Genomic DNA, 17,085 nt, shown 5'->3' with positions numbered 1-17,085 from the left:
AAGAACCACTTAGAGGAGATGGAAGAATGAATTCGGCAATGATTGAAAAAATGTATCATATAGATGGACACCACTTTTATACAAAACATCGTCAAGGCAAAAGGCAAGCCACGATTATCTTTGAAGCAGGCTACGGGATTTCTAGTGATACGTGGTCGAATATGGCACGTGATATTGACCCAGAGCTTGGGGTTTTCTTATACGACCGTTTAGGAAATGGAAAGAGCAGTGAGAGCGGTGAAGGAAGAACCTTGCATGACCTCGCTGATGATTTAGATGCGCTGCTGAAAGAAGCCAATATTCAGCCGCCATTTCTTATTGTCGCTCACTCATTTGGCTCACTTGTCAGCCGGCTATGGGCAAGCCGCAGAGGAGATGATGTCATTGGCATGGTGCTGTTAGACCCAGCAAGTGAGGAGCAAGAGCAGGTGATCCTGCCGCTTTTATCAAAGGAAGAACGCACTTCATATATGGCGCAATTCACAGCAGAATGTACGCATGAGGATTTTCAGCAAATGCTAAGCACAATCAAAGAGGAGCAAACTCATTATGGGATGATGCCGCTTCTTGTCATTTCATCAGGTAAGAGCCGGTTGTTTCATCCCGCGCATGAAGCTTGGCTCAGACTTCATAAACGCATGCTGTCTTTGTCATCTCAAAGCGGATGGATTCAGGCGCAGAACAGCTCGCACTATATTCATCATGATGAACCGCATATTGTACAGCTGGCCATCTATGATGTATGGTGCGCAGCCAAACAACCTGTCTCCTATTATCAAACTGCCAATTAAAACAAGAAACTCCTTGACCCGTTATGAGTCAAGGAGTTTCTTTTATTTATGCCGTTGGAGCAGATTGACTTTTTTTAGAAAGCAGCTTTTCAATGCTGACAAGCTGAACACATAATGTAAAGATGTCGATCGCTTGCTCTAGTTCTTCAAGTGCCGGGAATGTTGGTGCAATGCGAATGTTACGATCAAGCGGATCTTTTCCATATGGATATGTTGCACCTGCACCTGTCATTGTGACACCTGCTTCTTTTGCTTTTTGCACAACAGCTTTTGCACAATGATCAAGTGTATTTAAACTAATGAAATATCCACCATTTGGCTTGTGCCACTCAGCGATGTCTTTCCCGCCAAGTTTTTCGTCAAGAATGGAAAGAACGAGGTCAAATTTCGGCTTAATGATCGCTGCATGCTTTTTCATATGTTCCTTCAAGCCTTCTGGATTCTTAAAGAAACGAAGATGTCTTAGTTGATTGATTTTGTCTGGTCCGATCGTTTGAATCGAAAGCTGCTTTTGAGTGAAGCTCACATTGTCCGGGCTAGACGCCATCAGTGCAACACCTGAGCCTGGGAATGTAATTTTAGATGTAGACGCAAACATAAACACACGGTTCGGGTATCCTGCCTCTTCTACTGCGTGAAAAATATCTTTTAACGTATCAGGTGTATCCGTTAGATGGTGGACTGCATATGCATCATCCCAAAAAATACGGAAGTCGTCTGCTTTTGTTTTCATTGAAGCTAGGCGGTCAACGACCTCATCTGAATACGTAATGCCGTCTGGGTTGCTATATTTCGGTACACACCAAATGCCTTTAATCGCTTCATCTTCTGCGACCAATTTTTCTACCTGATCCATATCAGGTCCATCAGCCTTCATATCAACCGTGATCATCTCTATGTTAAATAGCTCACAAATAGCAAAGTGACGGTCATACCCTGGGCTTGGTGCAAGGAACTTTACCTTTGGCAGCTCTCCCCAAGGTGTTGTGCTGTCACATACGCCGTGAGTCATCGCACGTGCAATGGTATCATGCATCATATTCAGGCTTGAGTTACCGCCGATGATGATTTGTTCTGGCTTTAAATTGAGTACTTCTGCAAAAAATTTCTTCGTTTCAGGAAGGCCTGTCAAGCCGCCATAGTTTCGGACATCTGTGCCATCTTCAGCTGTCATTGCATCCTTTGATGTCACAACATCGAGCATGCCCATAGACAAATCGAGCTGTTTTGGTGAAGGCTTCCCTCTAGACATGTCTAAGTGCAAGTTTTTACTTTTGTAAGTTTCATACTCATTTTGTAGTGCCACATATAAGTCATTCAATTCTGCTTCACTTAATGCTGTAAAACCGCTCATCTTTGATTGTGCCTCCCGTATTCTTCATAGTTTGATTCGTCATTTGTTTTTCTTCACCATTTTACCACTACCTGAAAAAGAGCGTCATCATAAATATCAAAAAAATCACACAACTTTTTTTGACGATTTATCCAATTTTTACAGGCTGCGTTCAATGGGGAATGAAGAGAAATCATGTGCAGCTTCTGTCAGCGGGAATATATCGCGGGCTTCTTTCAACAGTTGTTTCAGTGCTTCTTCTCCTTGGTAACGTGCACTTATATGGGTCAAAATGAGCCTTTTTGCGCCTGCTTCCAGTGCTGTTTTCGCTGCCTGTTCTGTTGTGCTGTGATAATAATTGTAGGCTAAATCTGCATCTTCTTTACCGAATGTTGCTTCATGGACTAACACATCCGCATTTTTGGCAAGCCTTGTTATATTCTCGCACAAACGGGTATCTCCTGAAAATGCAACGATTCTCCCTTTTTTAGGGGGTTCCAAATAATCGGTTCCATCGATGATTCTTCCATCTTCGAGTGTCACGGTTTCCCCATTTTTCAACTTCTGATACAAAGGTCCAGGTTTTACACCGATTTCTTTTAGGTCTTCGGCTTTTAGTGAACCAGGCATATCTTTTTCCACAATCCGATATCCGTAAGCTGGTATTCCGTGAGAGACTCTTCTTGCTTCTACTTGAAAGGTATCATCTTCAAACACGATCCCTTCATCTATTTCTATGATATGCAGTGGATATGTCAAATGCGTTTGCGAGGCTGAAAGTGCTGCGTTCACAAAGGCCTTGATGCCCTTTGGTCCATAGATTGTCAATTCATCCTCCCCGCCTTGAAAGGATCTGCTGCCAAGAAGTCCCGGTAGGCCATATACATGATCACCGTGCATATGTGTGATAAATATTTTCTCGATCTTTCTCGGTTTAATCGTTGTATGTAAGATTTGATGCTGCGTCGCTTCTCCGCAATCAAAAAGCCACACTGCATTTCTTTCTTCTAAAAGCTTTAGCGCTGTGCAAGTGACATTTCTTGTTTTTGCAGGTATGCCTGCACCTGTTCCTAAAAAGAGCAGTTCCATTTACTTTTCCTCCTAAAGCCGGTATACAATATCTTCATTCATATAGAATACATGAAGACAAGGTAAATGTGAATTCAGCGGAATTTTTGAAAAAAGTGAAATGAGAGCAGAAAAAGTCGAATCAAATGTTTGCTTTACGAACAATGAAGCTTTAAAATAAAGAAAATGTACATACATTCTCGGTTTTTACAACAATGCTACGAATAAAGTGAGGTACTTCTCGTGAATACAGAAACTAACAACCCTAAAGCAGTCATTGTCATTTTTGGCGCAACAGGAGACCTTGCCAAACGCAAGCTCTACCCTTCTATACATAGACTTTATCATAGCGGTAAGCTAGGTGATCAATTCGCTGTTGTCGGAGTTGGACGCCGCCCGTGGTCTCATGAGGACCTCAGAGCTGTGGTAAAGGAATCTGTTTCTTCTGATGATGCAGAAGCGAAAACAGAGGAATTCATTTCACATTTCTATTATCACGATTTTGACGTATCAAGCCCTGCTTCCTATCAAGCGCTTAACACGCTTTTAACAGGCCTTGAAGATACGTACAGTATCCCAAATAACCGCATGTTCTATTTAGCTATGGCACCTGAATTCTTCGGAACGATTGCGAAGTTCCTAAAGAGTGAGGGCGTATCAGAAACAACCGGCTGGTCACGACTTGTCATTGAAAAGCCATTTGGGCATGACCTGCCAAGTGCCAAAACATTAAATGAAGAAATTCGTGATGCATTCACAGAAGATCAAATTTATCGTATTGACCACTATCTTGGTAAACAAATGGTTCAAAACATTGAAGTCATCCGCTTTGCGAATGCTATCTTTGAACCACTTTGGACAAACCGCTATATCTCAAACATTCAAATTACATCCAGTGAATCCTTAGGGGTTGAAGACCGGGCTCGATATTACGAAAATTCTGGTGCACTAAGAGATATGGTCCAAAACCATATGCTTCAAATGGTTGCCCTTTTAGCAATGGAGCCGCCAATTAAACTCAATACAGAGGAAATCCGCAGCGAAAAACGGAAAGCATTGCGCGCTCTTCGTCCTTTTTCTAAAGATGAGGTCGATCAATTCTTTGTCCGCGGACAGTATGATGCTGGTACAATGGATGGCAATGTCGTTCCTTCTTATCTGGAAGAGCAAAATGTTGATCCGAACTCAAACACAGAAACGTTTGTGGCGGGGAAACTGCTGATTGATAACTTTAGATGGGCCGGGGTGCCATTTTACATTCGTACAGGAAAACGGTTAGAAAAGAAATCTACTCAAATCGTGGTTCAATTTAAAGACATTCCAATGAACCTGTACTATGGAAACGGGAATGCCATGCATCCAAACTTACTTGTCATTCACATTCAGCCAGATGAAGGCATCACCCTTCACCTGAATGCTCGAAAGCTCGATGGCGGCACGTATGCGAAACCGATTAAGCTCGATTACCAAACAAACTATAACGACATCATGAATACACCAGAAGCCTATGAAAAGCTGATTCATGACTGCTTGCTAGGCGATGCGACAAACTTTGCTCACTGGGACGAAGTGGCACTTTCTTGGAACTTCGTTGATCCGATTTCTGAGAAATGGGCAGAAAGCAAAACATTAAAACCAAACTATCCTGCTGGTTCTATGGGACCGAAAGAAGCTGATGAGCTTCTAGAAAAAGATGGATACCATTGGTGGAACATATAAAATCAAATGAAAAAAGAGCAGTCTCCCTTGGGGGTTCTGCTCTTTTTTTAACGTCCTGTTTTCGTGATTTCAACCGTTGAAAAGTCAAATTTATCATAGCGATGATGGCTAAATGAATATTCAAATGGCTGCCCTGCGTTTAAATAAGCAACCTGTTCGACTTCAAGCACAGGATCTGTTGGGTCACACCCTAAATACTGCTGATCCAGCTGATCTGATTTAGCCGCTCTAATTTTCTTGTGCGCTCCTGCTATTTTTAAATGAAGCTGATTTGAAATGTAGCCATAGATAGAACCCAGCAGAACTTCTTCATCTATGCCCTTAATGAGATTGACAGGCATAAACGTTTTTTCTAATACATAAGGCTCTTCATCCACAAGACGGAGCCGGATGATATCGTAAACAGGTGTGGTTGAGTCAATAGATAGATGGGCTGCCACCTCTTCGCTTGGAAAATGGACATCAAAATGAATGATTTGAGTCGTGACGTTTTTATCCGCCATGACTTTTGTGAACCCTTTATTTTCATGGCCTGATACATTGATTGCCCCTTGATTAAGCGCTGCCTTTACTATAAATGTACCGTGGCCTCTTTTTCTAAAGAGCAGACCTTCTGCAACGAGAAGATCGAGCGCACGTTTCATTGTCATTCTGCTGCATTGAAATTCGGCGGCAAGCGAGTTTTCATCTGGAATGGGTTGATCTTCTGGATAATATGCTGTTGCTATTCGTTTTCTGATTTCTTCTGAAATGAGTTCGTACTTCTTCATCTCACACCACCAACTGACTTGTTTTTTCATAGCGCTTTATTCTAGAAGGAAATATGGCGTTTTTTAGCCTTCCTCTCATTTTACACTAAGGGATGTGAGCTTAAAAGGTGCCAGCCATTTTTGTTTCATCCACTTACCGTCACATAAGAAAAATACTTGCTCTTTTCAAGGAAAGAGCAAGTATTTTGATTAAAAACCGTTATTCTCTGAAACTGATTGAAACCAGTATCCACTTTTCTTAATCGTTCGTTTCCCGTCTTCTTGAAGATCAACTGAGACAAATCCATAACGGTTTTTATATGCATTCGACCAGGACCAGTTGTCCATAAAGGTCCATAGATGATAGCCTTTCACATTGCTTCCTTCTTGAATGGCTTGATGCACCCATTTGAGATGCTCAGAAATAAAGTCAATGCGGTAATCGTCATGAATCATTCCTTCTTCATCCTTAAACCGCTCTTCTCCTTCGACGCCCATTCCATTTTCAGAAATAAAGCATTCAATATTATCATAGTCTGTTTGAACTTTTTTCAATATATCGTAAATGCCTTTTTCATAGATTTCCCAGCCTCGATACACATTCATTTTTCTCCCCGGCATCTCAAAAGAATCAAAATAATGATTCGGCATAAATGGTGCTTGAGGATGCGGCATATGCTCTTTCGCTTTCACTCTTCTTGGCTGATAATAATTGATGCCAAGAAGATCAATCGTATTCTCTCGAATGAGCTCAAGGTCCCCTTCTTCCATACTTGGCATAAAGCCTTCTTTCTTTAAGACTTCTACTAGCTTTTCCGGGAAATGACCCTTCACCGCAGGATCTAAGAAGGAACGGTTAAAGAAAGCATCAGCCATCTCTGCTGCTTCTACATCGCGCGGATTCTGGCTTCGCGGGTACGAAGGGGTCAGGTTTAGGATGATGCCAATCTTACCGCCTTGCTGCAACTCTTTATAAGCCGCAATCGCCTTAGCATTTGATAAAAGTTCATGAAAACCGACCTGTACAGCCTTTTGGAAGTCGACTTCGTTTGGATAATGAAAGCTATACATATATCCGCCCTCTACAGGAACAATCGGTTCGTTATGGGTAAACCATTTTTTCACCCGGTCGCCAAATAATTGGAAGCATAATGTCGCATAGCTGACATAATCGTCGACCACTTGTCTGTTCACCCAGCCGCCTTTCTCCTGCAGCGCCATTGGCATATCGAAATGGTACAGGTTTACAAACGGCTCGATATCATGTGCAATCAATTCATTGATCACATCATTGTAAAAAGATACTGCTTCTTCATTGACGGCACCTGTTCCTTCAGGTAAAAGGCGTGACCATGATATCGACAGCCGAAATGAATTGTGGCCAATTTCTTTCATGAGACGGATATCCTCTTTATATTTTCGATAAAATTGAGATGTCACGTTCGGCCCTACGCCATCAAAAAAACGAGTCGGCTCTTGTTCAAACCAATGATCCCAAATGTTCGGTCCCTTTCCATCTCCAGGGACGCTCCCTTCCGTTTGCGTTGCAGAAGCAGAAGATCCCCACCAGAAACCTTCTGGAAATGTATATGATTGTTTGTTAGTTTCCATCGACATGTATTGAGTCTCCTTCGCCTTTGATGTTTGTTTCCTTCGTTTTTTCTGTTGTCGTTATTTTTTCATTTTTCACATTCATACGGTCAATAAATTTCAGGAACGGGAACCAAATGACAAACACAATCATCAGGTTAAACAACTGAAGCAGACCGCCCGCTAGTGAATTTGTTGCCATCATTCCGCTAATAAAGATCGGCACTGTCCATGGGATATTCACACCTGTCGGGGGCGGTACAATGCCTGATGCCATCGCAAAATAAGTAATACATGTAATGACCATTGGCGCCAAAATCCACGGAATGAGAATAAGCGGGTTCATGACAATCGGTAAACCGAAGATAATCGGTTCATTGACGTTAAATAATCCTGGTCCTAAACCAAGCTTGGCTACTTGTTTTAATTGCTTACTTTTCAGGAAAATTAAAATCGTAAACACAACAGCAAGCGTCATACCGGTTCCACCCATTCCAACCGTATAGATTTCAATAAACTGCTTGCTGATAATATTAGGAACCTCACCTGTTTTTGTGTAGCTCTCTAGGTTTTGAATGGACAATGTATTCCAAATCGGATCCATGACAGAGTTGATAATAATTTGGCCATGGAGCCCAAAGAACCACAGAATTTGTATAAAGAAAACAGCGATCAACGTCGGAATGATACCGCTTCCAAGACCGACAAGCGGCGCCTGAATGGCATGATAAATCAAATCATGCATATTTGTTTTAAAACCTTGTGTAATGATGATATTAATGAGCAAAAACGTTGTAAGTGTCAAGGTAGCCGGGATCAGTGCAGCAAAAGACTTTGCAACAGCCGGCGGAACCCCTTGCGGCATATTGATCACAAATTTCTTTTGGACAAAATAACGATAAATTTCAGCAGACAAAAAGCCTGTGATCATTCCTAGGAACATCCCCTTTGCGCCTAAACGATCGACTGGAATAACGCCTGCAATCGTTGCACCACCTTCTTGTTCTAGTAAAAACGGAGTCAGAAGCAAGAAAGAGGCTAAAGCAATCACACCGCCAAAGACAGCTTCCACATCATAGCTTTTTGATAAATAATAGCCAATCCCAAATACAACAAACACACTCATAATGCTGATGGTCGCACTCGGTGCGATATTCAGTGCAGACTGGACTCCTTCCAGTGCTGTTTGACTCATGATTTTATCTAAAAATGGCAAATTCATCAGCACAACCATAATGGAACCAAAGATGGTGAGCGGGAACGCAAGCATAAAGGCATCCCGTAATACGCCTAAATAGCGGTTGTTGTTTAATCTCCCAGCAATCGGAACCAAAATGGCACTTATTTTATCAAACATTGGTTTCCCCCCTTGTTTACACCCTTTATTGTTTAAGCGATTGGAATATCGGCAGGAGCTCTCCCACAAGCTCCTTGATGGTAATGGTCGACATTAAGTGATCTTCAGCGTGCATGAGCAGTAAGGAAAAGGATGTTGTTTCTCCTCCTGCCTCTTTCTGTACGAGTTGAAAATGGATGTCATGTGCATGCCGTAAATCTTCTTCCGCTTCCTTCATAAGAGAAAATGCCTCTTCTTCTAGACCTTCTCGATATTGTTTAAGAGCCTGAAGCAATTTGCTGCGTGCATTCCCGCTGTGTAAGATCAATTGAAAGCTCACTTGTTCATCCGTGAGCCCTTCGAGTGTTTTCTTTTCCATCCTTTAAGATTCCCCCATCAATGTAAGTGCCTGTTCATACGCTTTTTGTCCATCGGCAAGTCCGTACGCCTGCATATCAATGACCTCTACCTCAATCCCGTATTTTGCTGCTTCTTTTTGAAGGTCTCCTTTTAAAAAGCTCATTTGCGGTCCGATTAACACAACATCCGCATTCGCCATTTCTTTTTTCGCTTGATCTTGCCCCACTGCCCAAATTTCTGCTTTGTCCCCAATTGAATCAGCGTGTGCTTTCATCTTTGTCACTAGTAAACTCGTAGACATTCCCGAACTGCATGCTAATAAAATACGTTTCATTTCTCTCACCCCATTGTTGTAATAAAAGCGCTTCCAATTAATATTATATATTTTTATTTTTAAATGTCTAGACATTTAATTTTATTTGTCTGTATTTAATATAAAAAAGAGCGTACAATACGCTCTTTTTCTTAATTATCTTATCCTTTTCCTGCCTGGAACCCAGGATACTTTGTCATGCCGCCGTCTACATATAACGTCAAGCCTGTGACATAGCTGGCTTCTTTTGATGCCAGCCAGACAGCGCATGCTGCCACTTCTTCTGGCTTTCCAATATAACCGATTGGAATCAGCTCAATCACGCCTTTTTTCAAAGCTGGATCATCGAATTTCTCCGCATTAATCGGGGTATCAATGGCGCCTGGTGCAATACTGTTTACACGGATTTTTTTAGGGGCATATTCAAGCGCCAATGTTTCTGTCAGAAGCTTGGCGCCTCCTTTACTGGCTGCATAATGCACAAAATGAGGCCAAGGAATTTGCTGATGAACCGACGACATATTAATGATCGAGCCTTCTATCCCATGATCCGTCATATACTTCAGTGCATCACGGCATCCTAGAAACATACCTGTTAAATTGGTAGACATCACTTTGTTCCAATTATCCAGCGTCATTTCGGTAGAAGGCACTTCATTTTCAATGCCTGCGTTATTGATCATGACATCAAGACTGCCAAATGTATCAACGGCTTTATCAATCATTGCCTGCATATCCTCTTCTTTTGATACATCTCCCTTGATTTTCACAGCCTGTCCACCATTTTTTTGAATATCTGCAATGGTTTCATCCGGATTTTCTTTATCGGAGAAGTAATTGATCACCACATTAGCTTTTTCTTGTCCAAATCGGCGGGCCATCGCTTGACCAATCCCTGTACCTGCGCCTGTAATCAGAACTGTTTTTCCTTCTAAATCTGGATACATTCGTGTAACCTCCTATTTTGTAAAGCCTAGCAGCACACCGCCTGCAATGATCATCAAGCAGCCTGCAATGACAAAGCTTTTTCTAGATGCTTTCTCTTTTAATAAGTAAATGCCGCCTAGTGTTGAGATGACAATCCCAGTTTGTGACATCGAAAAGCTGACGGCTACGCCAATTAATGGAATAGCCAAAAGCAGCCCAAGATTTCCTGTTGACCAAACAAGACCGGCAATGATATTTCTAAACGTATATTTGCTAAAGGGATCCTGCTTTAAACTAATCGCTAAGGATGAAAGCAGCATGCCGACGGATTGCGGGACAAGTGCAGACCAGCCATCAATATCAAACCATCTTAAAATGACGACATATCCGACGTAGCCAACGGTTGAGATAAGCAGAATAATGATTCCTTTTTTAAAATTCCCTCCATTCTCGCCGCCATTCTTTTTTTGACCGAGTGATGTCATGACAACACCTGCAATGATCAGTAAAATGGCGCAAGAACCAATGAGTATAACCGTCATCGTCTGCCATTCTTTGAAGACCATGACGCCAAATAGCGTTGTGCTCACAAGCTGCATGCCCGTTGATAAAGGAACCGCTTTAGACACACCGAGAAAAGCAACACTTGAAAGCTGATTCATTTGTCCAATACTCCAGAAGATGCCTGAAATGATGGAAACCGCGAAAATAAGCGGTGTCAGCTCTGGCATTTTGATGAAAAACGCTGCAATCGAAAATAAAAACGCACCGAGCGTAATGCCGAGGGTTTGCTGATACGCATTCCCGCCTAGTTTGACACTGATGAGAACAATACTTCCCCAAAATATCGCTGGGAGAAGTGCATATAAGATGCCCACTTCTATCCCTACTTTCTTGTCTTTTTTACATAGCATCCCTCTTTTTCGCATTTTTAGCCGAAAATATGCAAACAAAAAAACCTTACCAAAGGTAAGGTTTTTCAGTCGTTCTCTATTTATTTCATCCATTCAGTATGGAATACGCCTTCTTTATCTGTGCGCTCGTACGTATGTGCACCGAAATAGTCACGCTGTGCTTGAATTAAATTCGCTGGAAGGACAGCTGTGCGATAGCTATCAAAGTATGCAAGTGCACTTGAGAATGAAGGAACAGGAACTCCTTGTTCCACTGCAAGTGAAATGACTTTACGAAGTGATGATTGATAGTTTTGAGCAATATCCTTAAAGTATGGATCAAGCAATAGGTTTTTCAGTTCAGGATTACGGTCATATGCTTCTTTAATTTGTTGTAAGAAGGCTGCACGAATGATACATCCGCCGCGGAAGATCATCGCAATTTCACCGTATTTCAAATCCCAGTTATATTCATCAGACGCTGCTTTCATTTGCGCAAAGCCTTGTGCGTAAGAGCAGATTTTACTCATGAATAGGGCTTTTCTAACCGCTTCGATCAGCTCTTGTTTATTCTCAGCTGATTTTGCCGGCTCAGGACCTTCAATCAATTGACTTGCTTCCACACGCTCATCTTTCATTGCTGAAATGTAGCGCGCAAAAACAGACTCAGTAATGATTGGAAGCGGGACACCTAGATCAAGTGAGCTTTTGCTTGTCCATTTTCCAGTTCCTTTTTGACCAGCTTTATCTAAGATCACATCCACAAGCGGTTGGTTTGTTTCTTCATCCACTTTTGTGAAAATGTCAGCTGTAATTTCGATTAAATAGCTGTCAAGCTCGCCTTTATTCCACTCTGAGAATACTTCATGAAGCTCCCCTGCTGACAATCCAGCTACATGCTTCAAGATAAAGTATGATTCAGAGATCAATTGCATATCTCCGTACTCGATACCGTTATGAACCATTTTGACATAATGTCCTGCTCCATCTGGGCCGATATAAGTAGTACAAGGCTCGCCATCTACTTTCGCAGAGATCGCTTCTAAAATTGGTTTCACTAGCTCATGCGCTTCTTTTTGACCGCCTGGCATGATAGAAGGACCTTTTAGCGCGCCTTCTTCACCGCCGGAAACACCTGTGCCAATGAAGTGAATTCCACTTTCTGCAAGCTCTTGATTACGTCTTTGTGTATCCTTGTAATATGTATTTCCACCATCAATTAAAATGTCACCTTTCTCTAGGTGAGGAAGTAATGATTGAATGGTTGCATCTGTTGCTGCACCAGCTTTTACCATTAAAAGAATTTTACGCGGTGTTTCAAGCGACTGAACAAATTCTTCGATGCTGTATGTGCCAACAACGTTTTTTCCTTCTGCTTCTTGAAGAAACTCTTCTGTTTTGCTGCTAGATCTGTTATAAACGGATACGGAGAAACCGCGGCTTTCAATATTGAGGGCAAGGTTTTTCCCCATAACGGCTAGTCCAACCACACCGATTTGTTGTTTTGACATAATTCTGACGTCCCTTCTAACACACTATATTGATTACTGCTGAAATGATGTACCCTTTGAAATTACCACAACATCACCTCTTTTATCAAGTTTTCAGGCTAGTCATTTCCTCTTTCGTCCTGAAAAAAATCTTTATTAAAACTTGTCCCGCTTGTTTTGCTCTCTTTTTCCTTAATGGTGATCCCTCTTTGCACCAATGGTTTTCCATATTTTTCTTTCAGTCCATCTAAAATGGTTTGGAGAGGCTCTTCTTTTGCATCTTCTGTATATGAAAATAAATCAAGCTGTTTAACAGCTGCTTTTCGTTCGACAAGGTCTGTCCCTGTCACACCTAAGAGCCTCACTGGCTGGTCATTCCAATGTTTAAGGAATAACTGCTTTGCCGCTTCAAATATGTCTTCCTTTCGATCCGTTGGATTCGTAAGCATGACACTTCGCGTGATATTTTTCCAGCTTGCATACCGAATCATGATGAGCAGCCGATTCGCCATCACTTCTTTTCTCCTTAACCTTGCACTCACAGAGTGTGACAGCTTATCAATTAACGTGACAAGTTCATCTGAATCATCAGAATCATGAGGAAGAGTGGATGAATTGCCGACGGATTTAAATTCGTATATTCTTTCTGGATCCACGATGCCGTCATGTTCACCATTCGCCTTTTGCTTTAATCTCGGTCCATTAATGCCAAGCAATTCTTTTAGCGTATACTCATTCGCTTTCGCTAAGTCTTCAATGGTATGAATTCCGATTTTTTTTAATTTATCTGCCGTTTTTTGTCCAACCCCGTGCATGTCACCAGCCGGAAGCGGCCAGAGCATGTTCGGAACATCTCGTTTACGCAATATGGTGATGCCCATTGGCTTTTTCCAATTAGACGCCATTTTCGCTAAAAATTTATTCGGTGCAATGCCGATACTTGAAGGTAGCATCAGTTCCTCTACAAGCCTTGTTTGAATATCATGAGCCGTTTTTACCGCATGCTCGGCATATGGCGTATGCGTTAAATCAATATAGCCCTCGTCAATAGAGACAGGTTCGACTAAATCACTGTATTCTCTTAGTATTGTAAACATCTCTTGTGAGGAGCTGCGGTACCGGTCAAAGTTCGGGGTGCGGACAATGAGTCCCGGACATAGCCGCTTCGCCTCCCACAAGGGCATCGGGGGCTTCACACCTAGTGCTCTTGCCTCGTAGCTGCACGTCACAACAATCCCTTTACGCTCTTTTGCATTTCCGCTGATGGCTAAAGGTTTCCCTCGCAAAGAAGGATCATACGCCATTTCTACATTGGCATAAAAAGCATTCATGTCTATATGAAAAATAATATTTGACATTGGCATAACCCCATTTTCTTGTCTACCTGTATTTTGATCAGCTGTTTTCTAATATCCCTTTTATGCTCAATTATACATTGATTGATTTCATCTTTCCTCAAAAAAACCTTCTCTAAAAAAGAGAAGGTTCCCCGTCCGTTTAAACTTTTTCTTCAAGTATACCATGTTGATATTGAATGTCCTCATATGTGAATACTTCATTTTTTTGATGATTTAAATGTTTCACAACAGGAGTGGGCTGCTGATTAAAATTCATACTCAAACTTTGATTGGAGTAATGTCCAGCCGGATCAATATAATACTTGTAATCAATGACTCTTTCTACATCAATTTCAGCGTAAGCAATTCCCTCTGTTTCAGCTGGAACCATATCACTGATCGGTTCCCCGTCCGGCCCGTAAATGCACGTATGCCCGCTCTTAAATGTTTCAAAGTAATCTCTTTGCTCCTGCGTTAAACAAATCATCTCTTTCATTTCTTCCGTATATATAGATGATGTCATCAGCACAAATGTCTGTGTCGCGATAGCATAATATCTACTTGATATTTCATCATCAAAATAACCTGGCCAAGAGGCTACATGTACCTGCTCATTTTGGGCATTCATCGCCATAAGATCAAGTGGGACTTGATGCTCCCAGCACATCAATCCGCCAAGGTTTCCAATTTCAGTTTGAAACACCGGCATCATACTTCCACTTCCATCCCCCCAAATGAGTCTTTCTGCTACAGAAGCTCTCATTTTCCGATGTTTTCCTATTAAATCCCCATTAGGATTAAACCAAAGCTGAGCTAAATAGAGAGAACCGCCATCTTTTTCACTGCATGATATACAAACGTACGTTTCATTTCTCTTTGCTGCCTCACTGATTTTTTGAATGGCTAAGCTAGGGATTTCAACGGCATTTTTATATAATTCATGATAGAACTTTCTCGTATATTCTGGATGACCAATAAAAGCAAACCAAGGATAACCAGGTAAAAATGCTTCTGGGAATGCCACAAGCTTTGCACCATTTGAAGCTGCCTCGTCGATCAGTTCACATGATTTCTCAACGCTTGCTTCCAAATTTAAGTAGACAGGTGCTGCTTGCACGGCAGCTGCTCGAAACTTTGGGTAAATACTTGTCATATTCAAAACCTCCATTTCTTTTATCCCCCTCATTATAGGATAGGAAATATGAAGTTTGGATGACATTTACTATTTTATGAAAAATAAGGAATTTTATTTAATAGAGAAAACACGTGGTTCTGTTAGACATTTAACCATGTGTATAGTACACTGTGAGTAATGAAATGGATGTGATAATCATGATTATTGATACATTCAATGAAGTCTTTTTCCTTGTTGAATTCTTTACGATTATTCTTCCAGCGCTGACGGCCATCGGCATTGCGTTTTTACTAAAAGACTGCCGTATGAACGAACATCTTGGTGGACATCGTTTGGAAGAGTTGGACGCATCTTGCTTGAATCGAACAGACTTTCTGTTTATCATATATGATCGCATTACAACTTGGATTAGTAAAGTCATTCGAATGAAAAGATCATCTAATGATGATGAAGACCATTCGCTTCCTCTCACTAATTAAATTTTTTTAATCATGAGGAGGAAACGAATTGAAACGTTTATTGACTGTTTTTACGACTTTATGTTTGATGATGATTGCGTCACCTGCATTTGCAGCGAGTGCGCAAACGAATACGAGCTCTGATGGGTTTTTCCATCATTATTTTGTTCAGCCTTTTTCTGAGCTGATCATTTGGCTTGCGAACTTTTTCCATGATGATTATGGTTTATCTATTATGTTCGTCACCTTGATTGTCCGCCTGCTGATTTTCCCGCTTTTTGCGAACCAATTTAAGAAGCAAAGAGTCATGCAGGAAAAAATGGCACTGGTGAAACCACAGATTGACCAAATACAAAGCAAATTGAAGAAAACGAAAGAACCTGAAAAACAAAAAGAACTGCAAATGGAAATGATGAAAGTATATAAAGAGAACAATGTGAACCCGCTGGCAATGGGCTGTCTGCCTATGCTGATTCAAATTCCAATTGTTCTTGGCTTTTACTCAGCGATCCGCTCAACACCTGAGATCGCAACTCATACGTTCTTATGGTTTAACTTAGGACAAACCGATTTATTGGTGGCGGTCTTTGCAGGAGCTATGTATTTCTTGCAATTTTATGTCACTCAAAAATATGCGAAGCAATCAGGCACCCAGACAGAGGCTGCGCTGAAACAGGCGAAAGTGATGGGCATGATTTTCCCAATCATGATGCTGTTTCTTTCAATCAATGCACCCGCTGCTCTTCCTTTATACTGGATGACAAGCGGACTATTACTCACGATTCAAACGATTATTTTAAATGTCATGTACCAAAAATCAAAAACGAAAGCTGCGGCTAACGAACAAGCCAAACCAGCTGCTGAATAAAAATAAACCCCTTATCTAGAGATAAGGGGTTTTCAAATTGTTGACAAATGGCTAAAATGATTTTTATTTTAGCCATTTGTCTTCTTTCAGCGTGATAGAAAACCTTTGCAGCCCTAGGAAGGACGAGTACCGGAGCGGAGCGAATGTAATATTCGTGAGCACCGGCACGCATACCTGACACCGAATGCGAGGGTTTGCCTACACGCTAAAAGCCCTTATCATTAGATAAGGGGCTTTTCATTATGCCAATTCTTCTTTCAACCGGTCTGGCAATTGATCGAGGTCCTCAATTTTCCCAAGGAACTTATTTGGGTCCACTTGTAAAATCATTTTGTTTTCTCTCTCCACAACGCCGAAGAAATATTCAGAGGCCTTCGTGTTCATATGAAATGGCTTGATCTCGCTTTGCTCGATATCGATGATATCTTTTGCATCTGAGACAAGACAGCCAATCATTTGATCGTTTACTTCAAATAGCAGCACCTTGGACTGCTCGTTCACATCAAGAGGTTTTCCATGAAGCATCACACCTGTGTCACTGACAGGAATGACCTCTCCTCTTAATGACATCAGCCCTTTAATTTCTTTTGGAAGGTTCGATACTTCTTGTAAGTAAGGGACCTTTTCAATCGAACGAATATGCTCTACACTGATGCCAAAATCCTCTTGTCCCACCTGAAAAATAATAATCTTTTGCGTGCTCACAGAGTCTCCTGCC

Annotated in this window: 17 protein-coding genes; 4 read left to right on the top strand and 13 right to left on the bottom strand. The window is 41.5% G+C overall.

What is annotated here, in order from left to right; all coding sequences use genetic code 11:
• Positions 1–26 precede the first annotated feature (26 nt).
• The gene (locus JVX94_RS03170) at positions 27–791 is read left to right on the top strand and encodes an alpha/beta fold hydrolase (protein ID WP_024422899.1); all 765 of its coding nucleotides are present in this window, start codon (positions 27–29) and stop codon (positions 789–791) included.
• 46 nt (positions 792–837) lie between these two features.
• Here the strand turns inward: JVX94_RS03170 and JVX94_RS03165 are convergent, their stop codons facing one another.
• On the bottom strand, positions 838–2,145 hold the full coding sequence (locus JVX94_RS03165; RefSeq protein ID WP_205184524.1) for an aspartate aminotransferase type Ic: 1,308 nt from the start codon (positions 2,143–2,145) through the stop codon (positions 838–840).
• Positions 2,146–2,283: 138 nt separating this feature from the next.
• Positions 2,284–3,213, bottom strand: a complete 930-nt coding sequence (gene rnz / locus JVX94_RS03160; RefSeq protein ID WP_111292920.1) for a ribonuclease Z — start codon at positions 3,211–3,213, stop codon at positions 2,284–2,286.
• 222 nt (positions 3,214–3,435) lie between these two features.
• Between rnz and zwf the strand changes: the two genes are divergently transcribed.
• Positions 3,436–4,911 (top strand): glucose-6-phosphate dehydrogenase, encoded by a 1,476-nt coding sequence (gene zwf / locus JVX94_RS03155; RefSeq protein ID WP_095408951.1) that lies wholly within the window; start codon positions 3,436–3,438, stop codon positions 4,909–4,911.
• 47 nt (positions 4,912–4,958) lie between these two features.
• Here the strand turns inward: zwf and JVX94_RS03150 are convergent, their stop codons facing one another.
• From JVX94_RS03150 to JVX94_RS03105, 10 genes are all read right to left on the bottom strand, one after another.
• Positions 4,959–5,681: a GntR family transcriptional regulator gene (locus tag JVX94_RS03150; RefSeq protein ID WP_095408952.1), complete on the bottom strand. Its 723-nt coding sequence runs from the start codon at positions 5,679–5,681 to the stop codon at positions 4,959–4,961.
• A gap of 189 nt (positions 5,682–5,870) precedes the next feature.
• Positions 5,871–7,277 (bottom strand): glycoside hydrolase family 1 protein, encoded by a 1,407-nt coding sequence (locus JVX94_RS03145; RefSeq protein WP_095408953.1) that lies wholly within the window; start codon positions 7,275–7,277, stop codon positions 5,871–5,873.
• Entirely contained in the window at positions 7,261–8,607 is a 1,347-nt protein-coding gene (gene celB, locus JVX94_RS03140) for a PTS cellobiose transporter subunit IIC (RefSeq protein WP_095408954.1), read from the bottom strand. The genes JVX94_RS03145 and celB overlap by 17 nt, the downstream gene beginning before the upstream one ends.
• Positions 8,608–8,632: 25 nt before the next feature.
• Positions 8,633–8,965, bottom strand: a complete 333-nt coding sequence (locus JVX94_RS03135) for a PTS sugar transporter subunit IIA (protein WP_205184522.1) — start codon at positions 8,963–8,965, stop codon at positions 8,633–8,635.
• Between the two features lie 3 nt (positions 8,966–8,968).
• The gene (locus JVX94_RS03130; RefSeq protein WP_205184519.1) at positions 8,969–9,280 is read right to left on the bottom strand and encodes a PTS sugar transporter subunit IIB; all 312 of its coding nucleotides are present in this window, start codon (positions 9,278–9,280) and stop codon (positions 8,969–8,971) included.
• A gap of 140 nt (positions 9,281–9,420) precedes the next feature.
• Positions 9,421–10,206, bottom strand: a complete 786-nt coding sequence (locus JVX94_RS03125) for a glucose 1-dehydrogenase (protein ID WP_203128599.1) — start codon at positions 10,204–10,206, stop codon at positions 9,421–9,423.
• Between the two features lie 12 nt (positions 10,207–10,218).
• Positions 10,219–11,064 (bottom strand): GRP family sugar transporter, encoded by an 846-nt coding sequence (locus tag JVX94_RS03120; RefSeq protein ID WP_162842532.1) that lies wholly within the window; start codon positions 11,062–11,064, stop codon positions 10,219–10,221.
• Between the two features lie 116 nt (positions 11,065–11,180).
• Complete coding sequence (gene gndA / locus JVX94_RS03115) at positions 11,181–12,590, bottom strand: NADP-dependent phosphogluconate dehydrogenase (RefSeq protein ID WP_034622350.1); 1,410 nt, start codon at positions 12,588–12,590, stop codon at positions 11,181–11,183.
• A 98-nt stretch (positions 12,591–12,688) separates the two neighbouring features.
• A complete protein-coding gene (locus JVX94_RS03110) occupies positions 12,689–13,933 on the bottom strand; it encodes a DNA polymerase IV (protein ID WP_095408957.1) in 1,245 nt (414 codons plus the stop codon).
• Between the two features lie 133 nt (positions 13,934–14,066).
• The gene (locus JVX94_RS03105; protein ID WP_186437300.1) at positions 14,067–15,074 is read right to left on the bottom strand and encodes a carbon-nitrogen hydrolase family protein; all 1,008 of its coding nucleotides are present in this window, start codon (positions 15,072–15,074) and stop codon (positions 14,067–14,069) included.
• Between the two features lie 164 nt (positions 15,075–15,238).
• Here JVX94_RS03105 and JVX94_RS03100 point away from each other — a divergent pair, with 164 nt between their 5' ends.
• Together JVX94_RS03100 and JVX94_RS03095 are read left to right on the top strand one after the other, a co-directional pair.
• On the top strand, positions 15,239–15,520 hold the full coding sequence (locus JVX94_RS03100) for a hypothetical protein (protein WP_024422910.1): 282 nt from the start codon (positions 15,239–15,241) through the stop codon (positions 15,518–15,520).
• 28 nt (positions 15,521–15,548) lie between these two features.
• Positions 15,549–16,367 carry a membrane protein insertase YidC gene (locus JVX94_RS03095; RefSeq protein ID WP_053070188.1) on the top strand — a complete coding sequence of 273 codons (819 nt, stop codon included), beginning with the start codon at positions 15,549–15,551 and terminating at the stop codon, positions 16,365–16,367.
• A 240-nt stretch (positions 16,368–16,607) separates the two neighbouring features.
• On the opposite strand, the gene JVX94_RS03090 is transcribed toward JVX94_RS03095, so the two are convergent.
• On the bottom strand, positions 16,608–17,072 hold the full coding sequence (locus JVX94_RS03090) for a chemotaxis protein CheW (protein ID WP_034280289.1): 465 nt from the start codon (positions 17,070–17,072) through the stop codon (positions 16,608–16,610).
• Between the last annotated feature and the right edge of the window lie 13 nt (positions 17,073–17,085).

Origin of the sequence: Bacillus sp. PDNC022 (assembly GCF_016919285.1) — a bacterium.
Lineage (GTDB): Bacteria > Bacillota > Bacilli > Bacillales > Bacillaceae > Bacillus > Bacillus safensis.
This window is presented reverse-complemented; position numbering and strand designations above follow the sequence as displayed.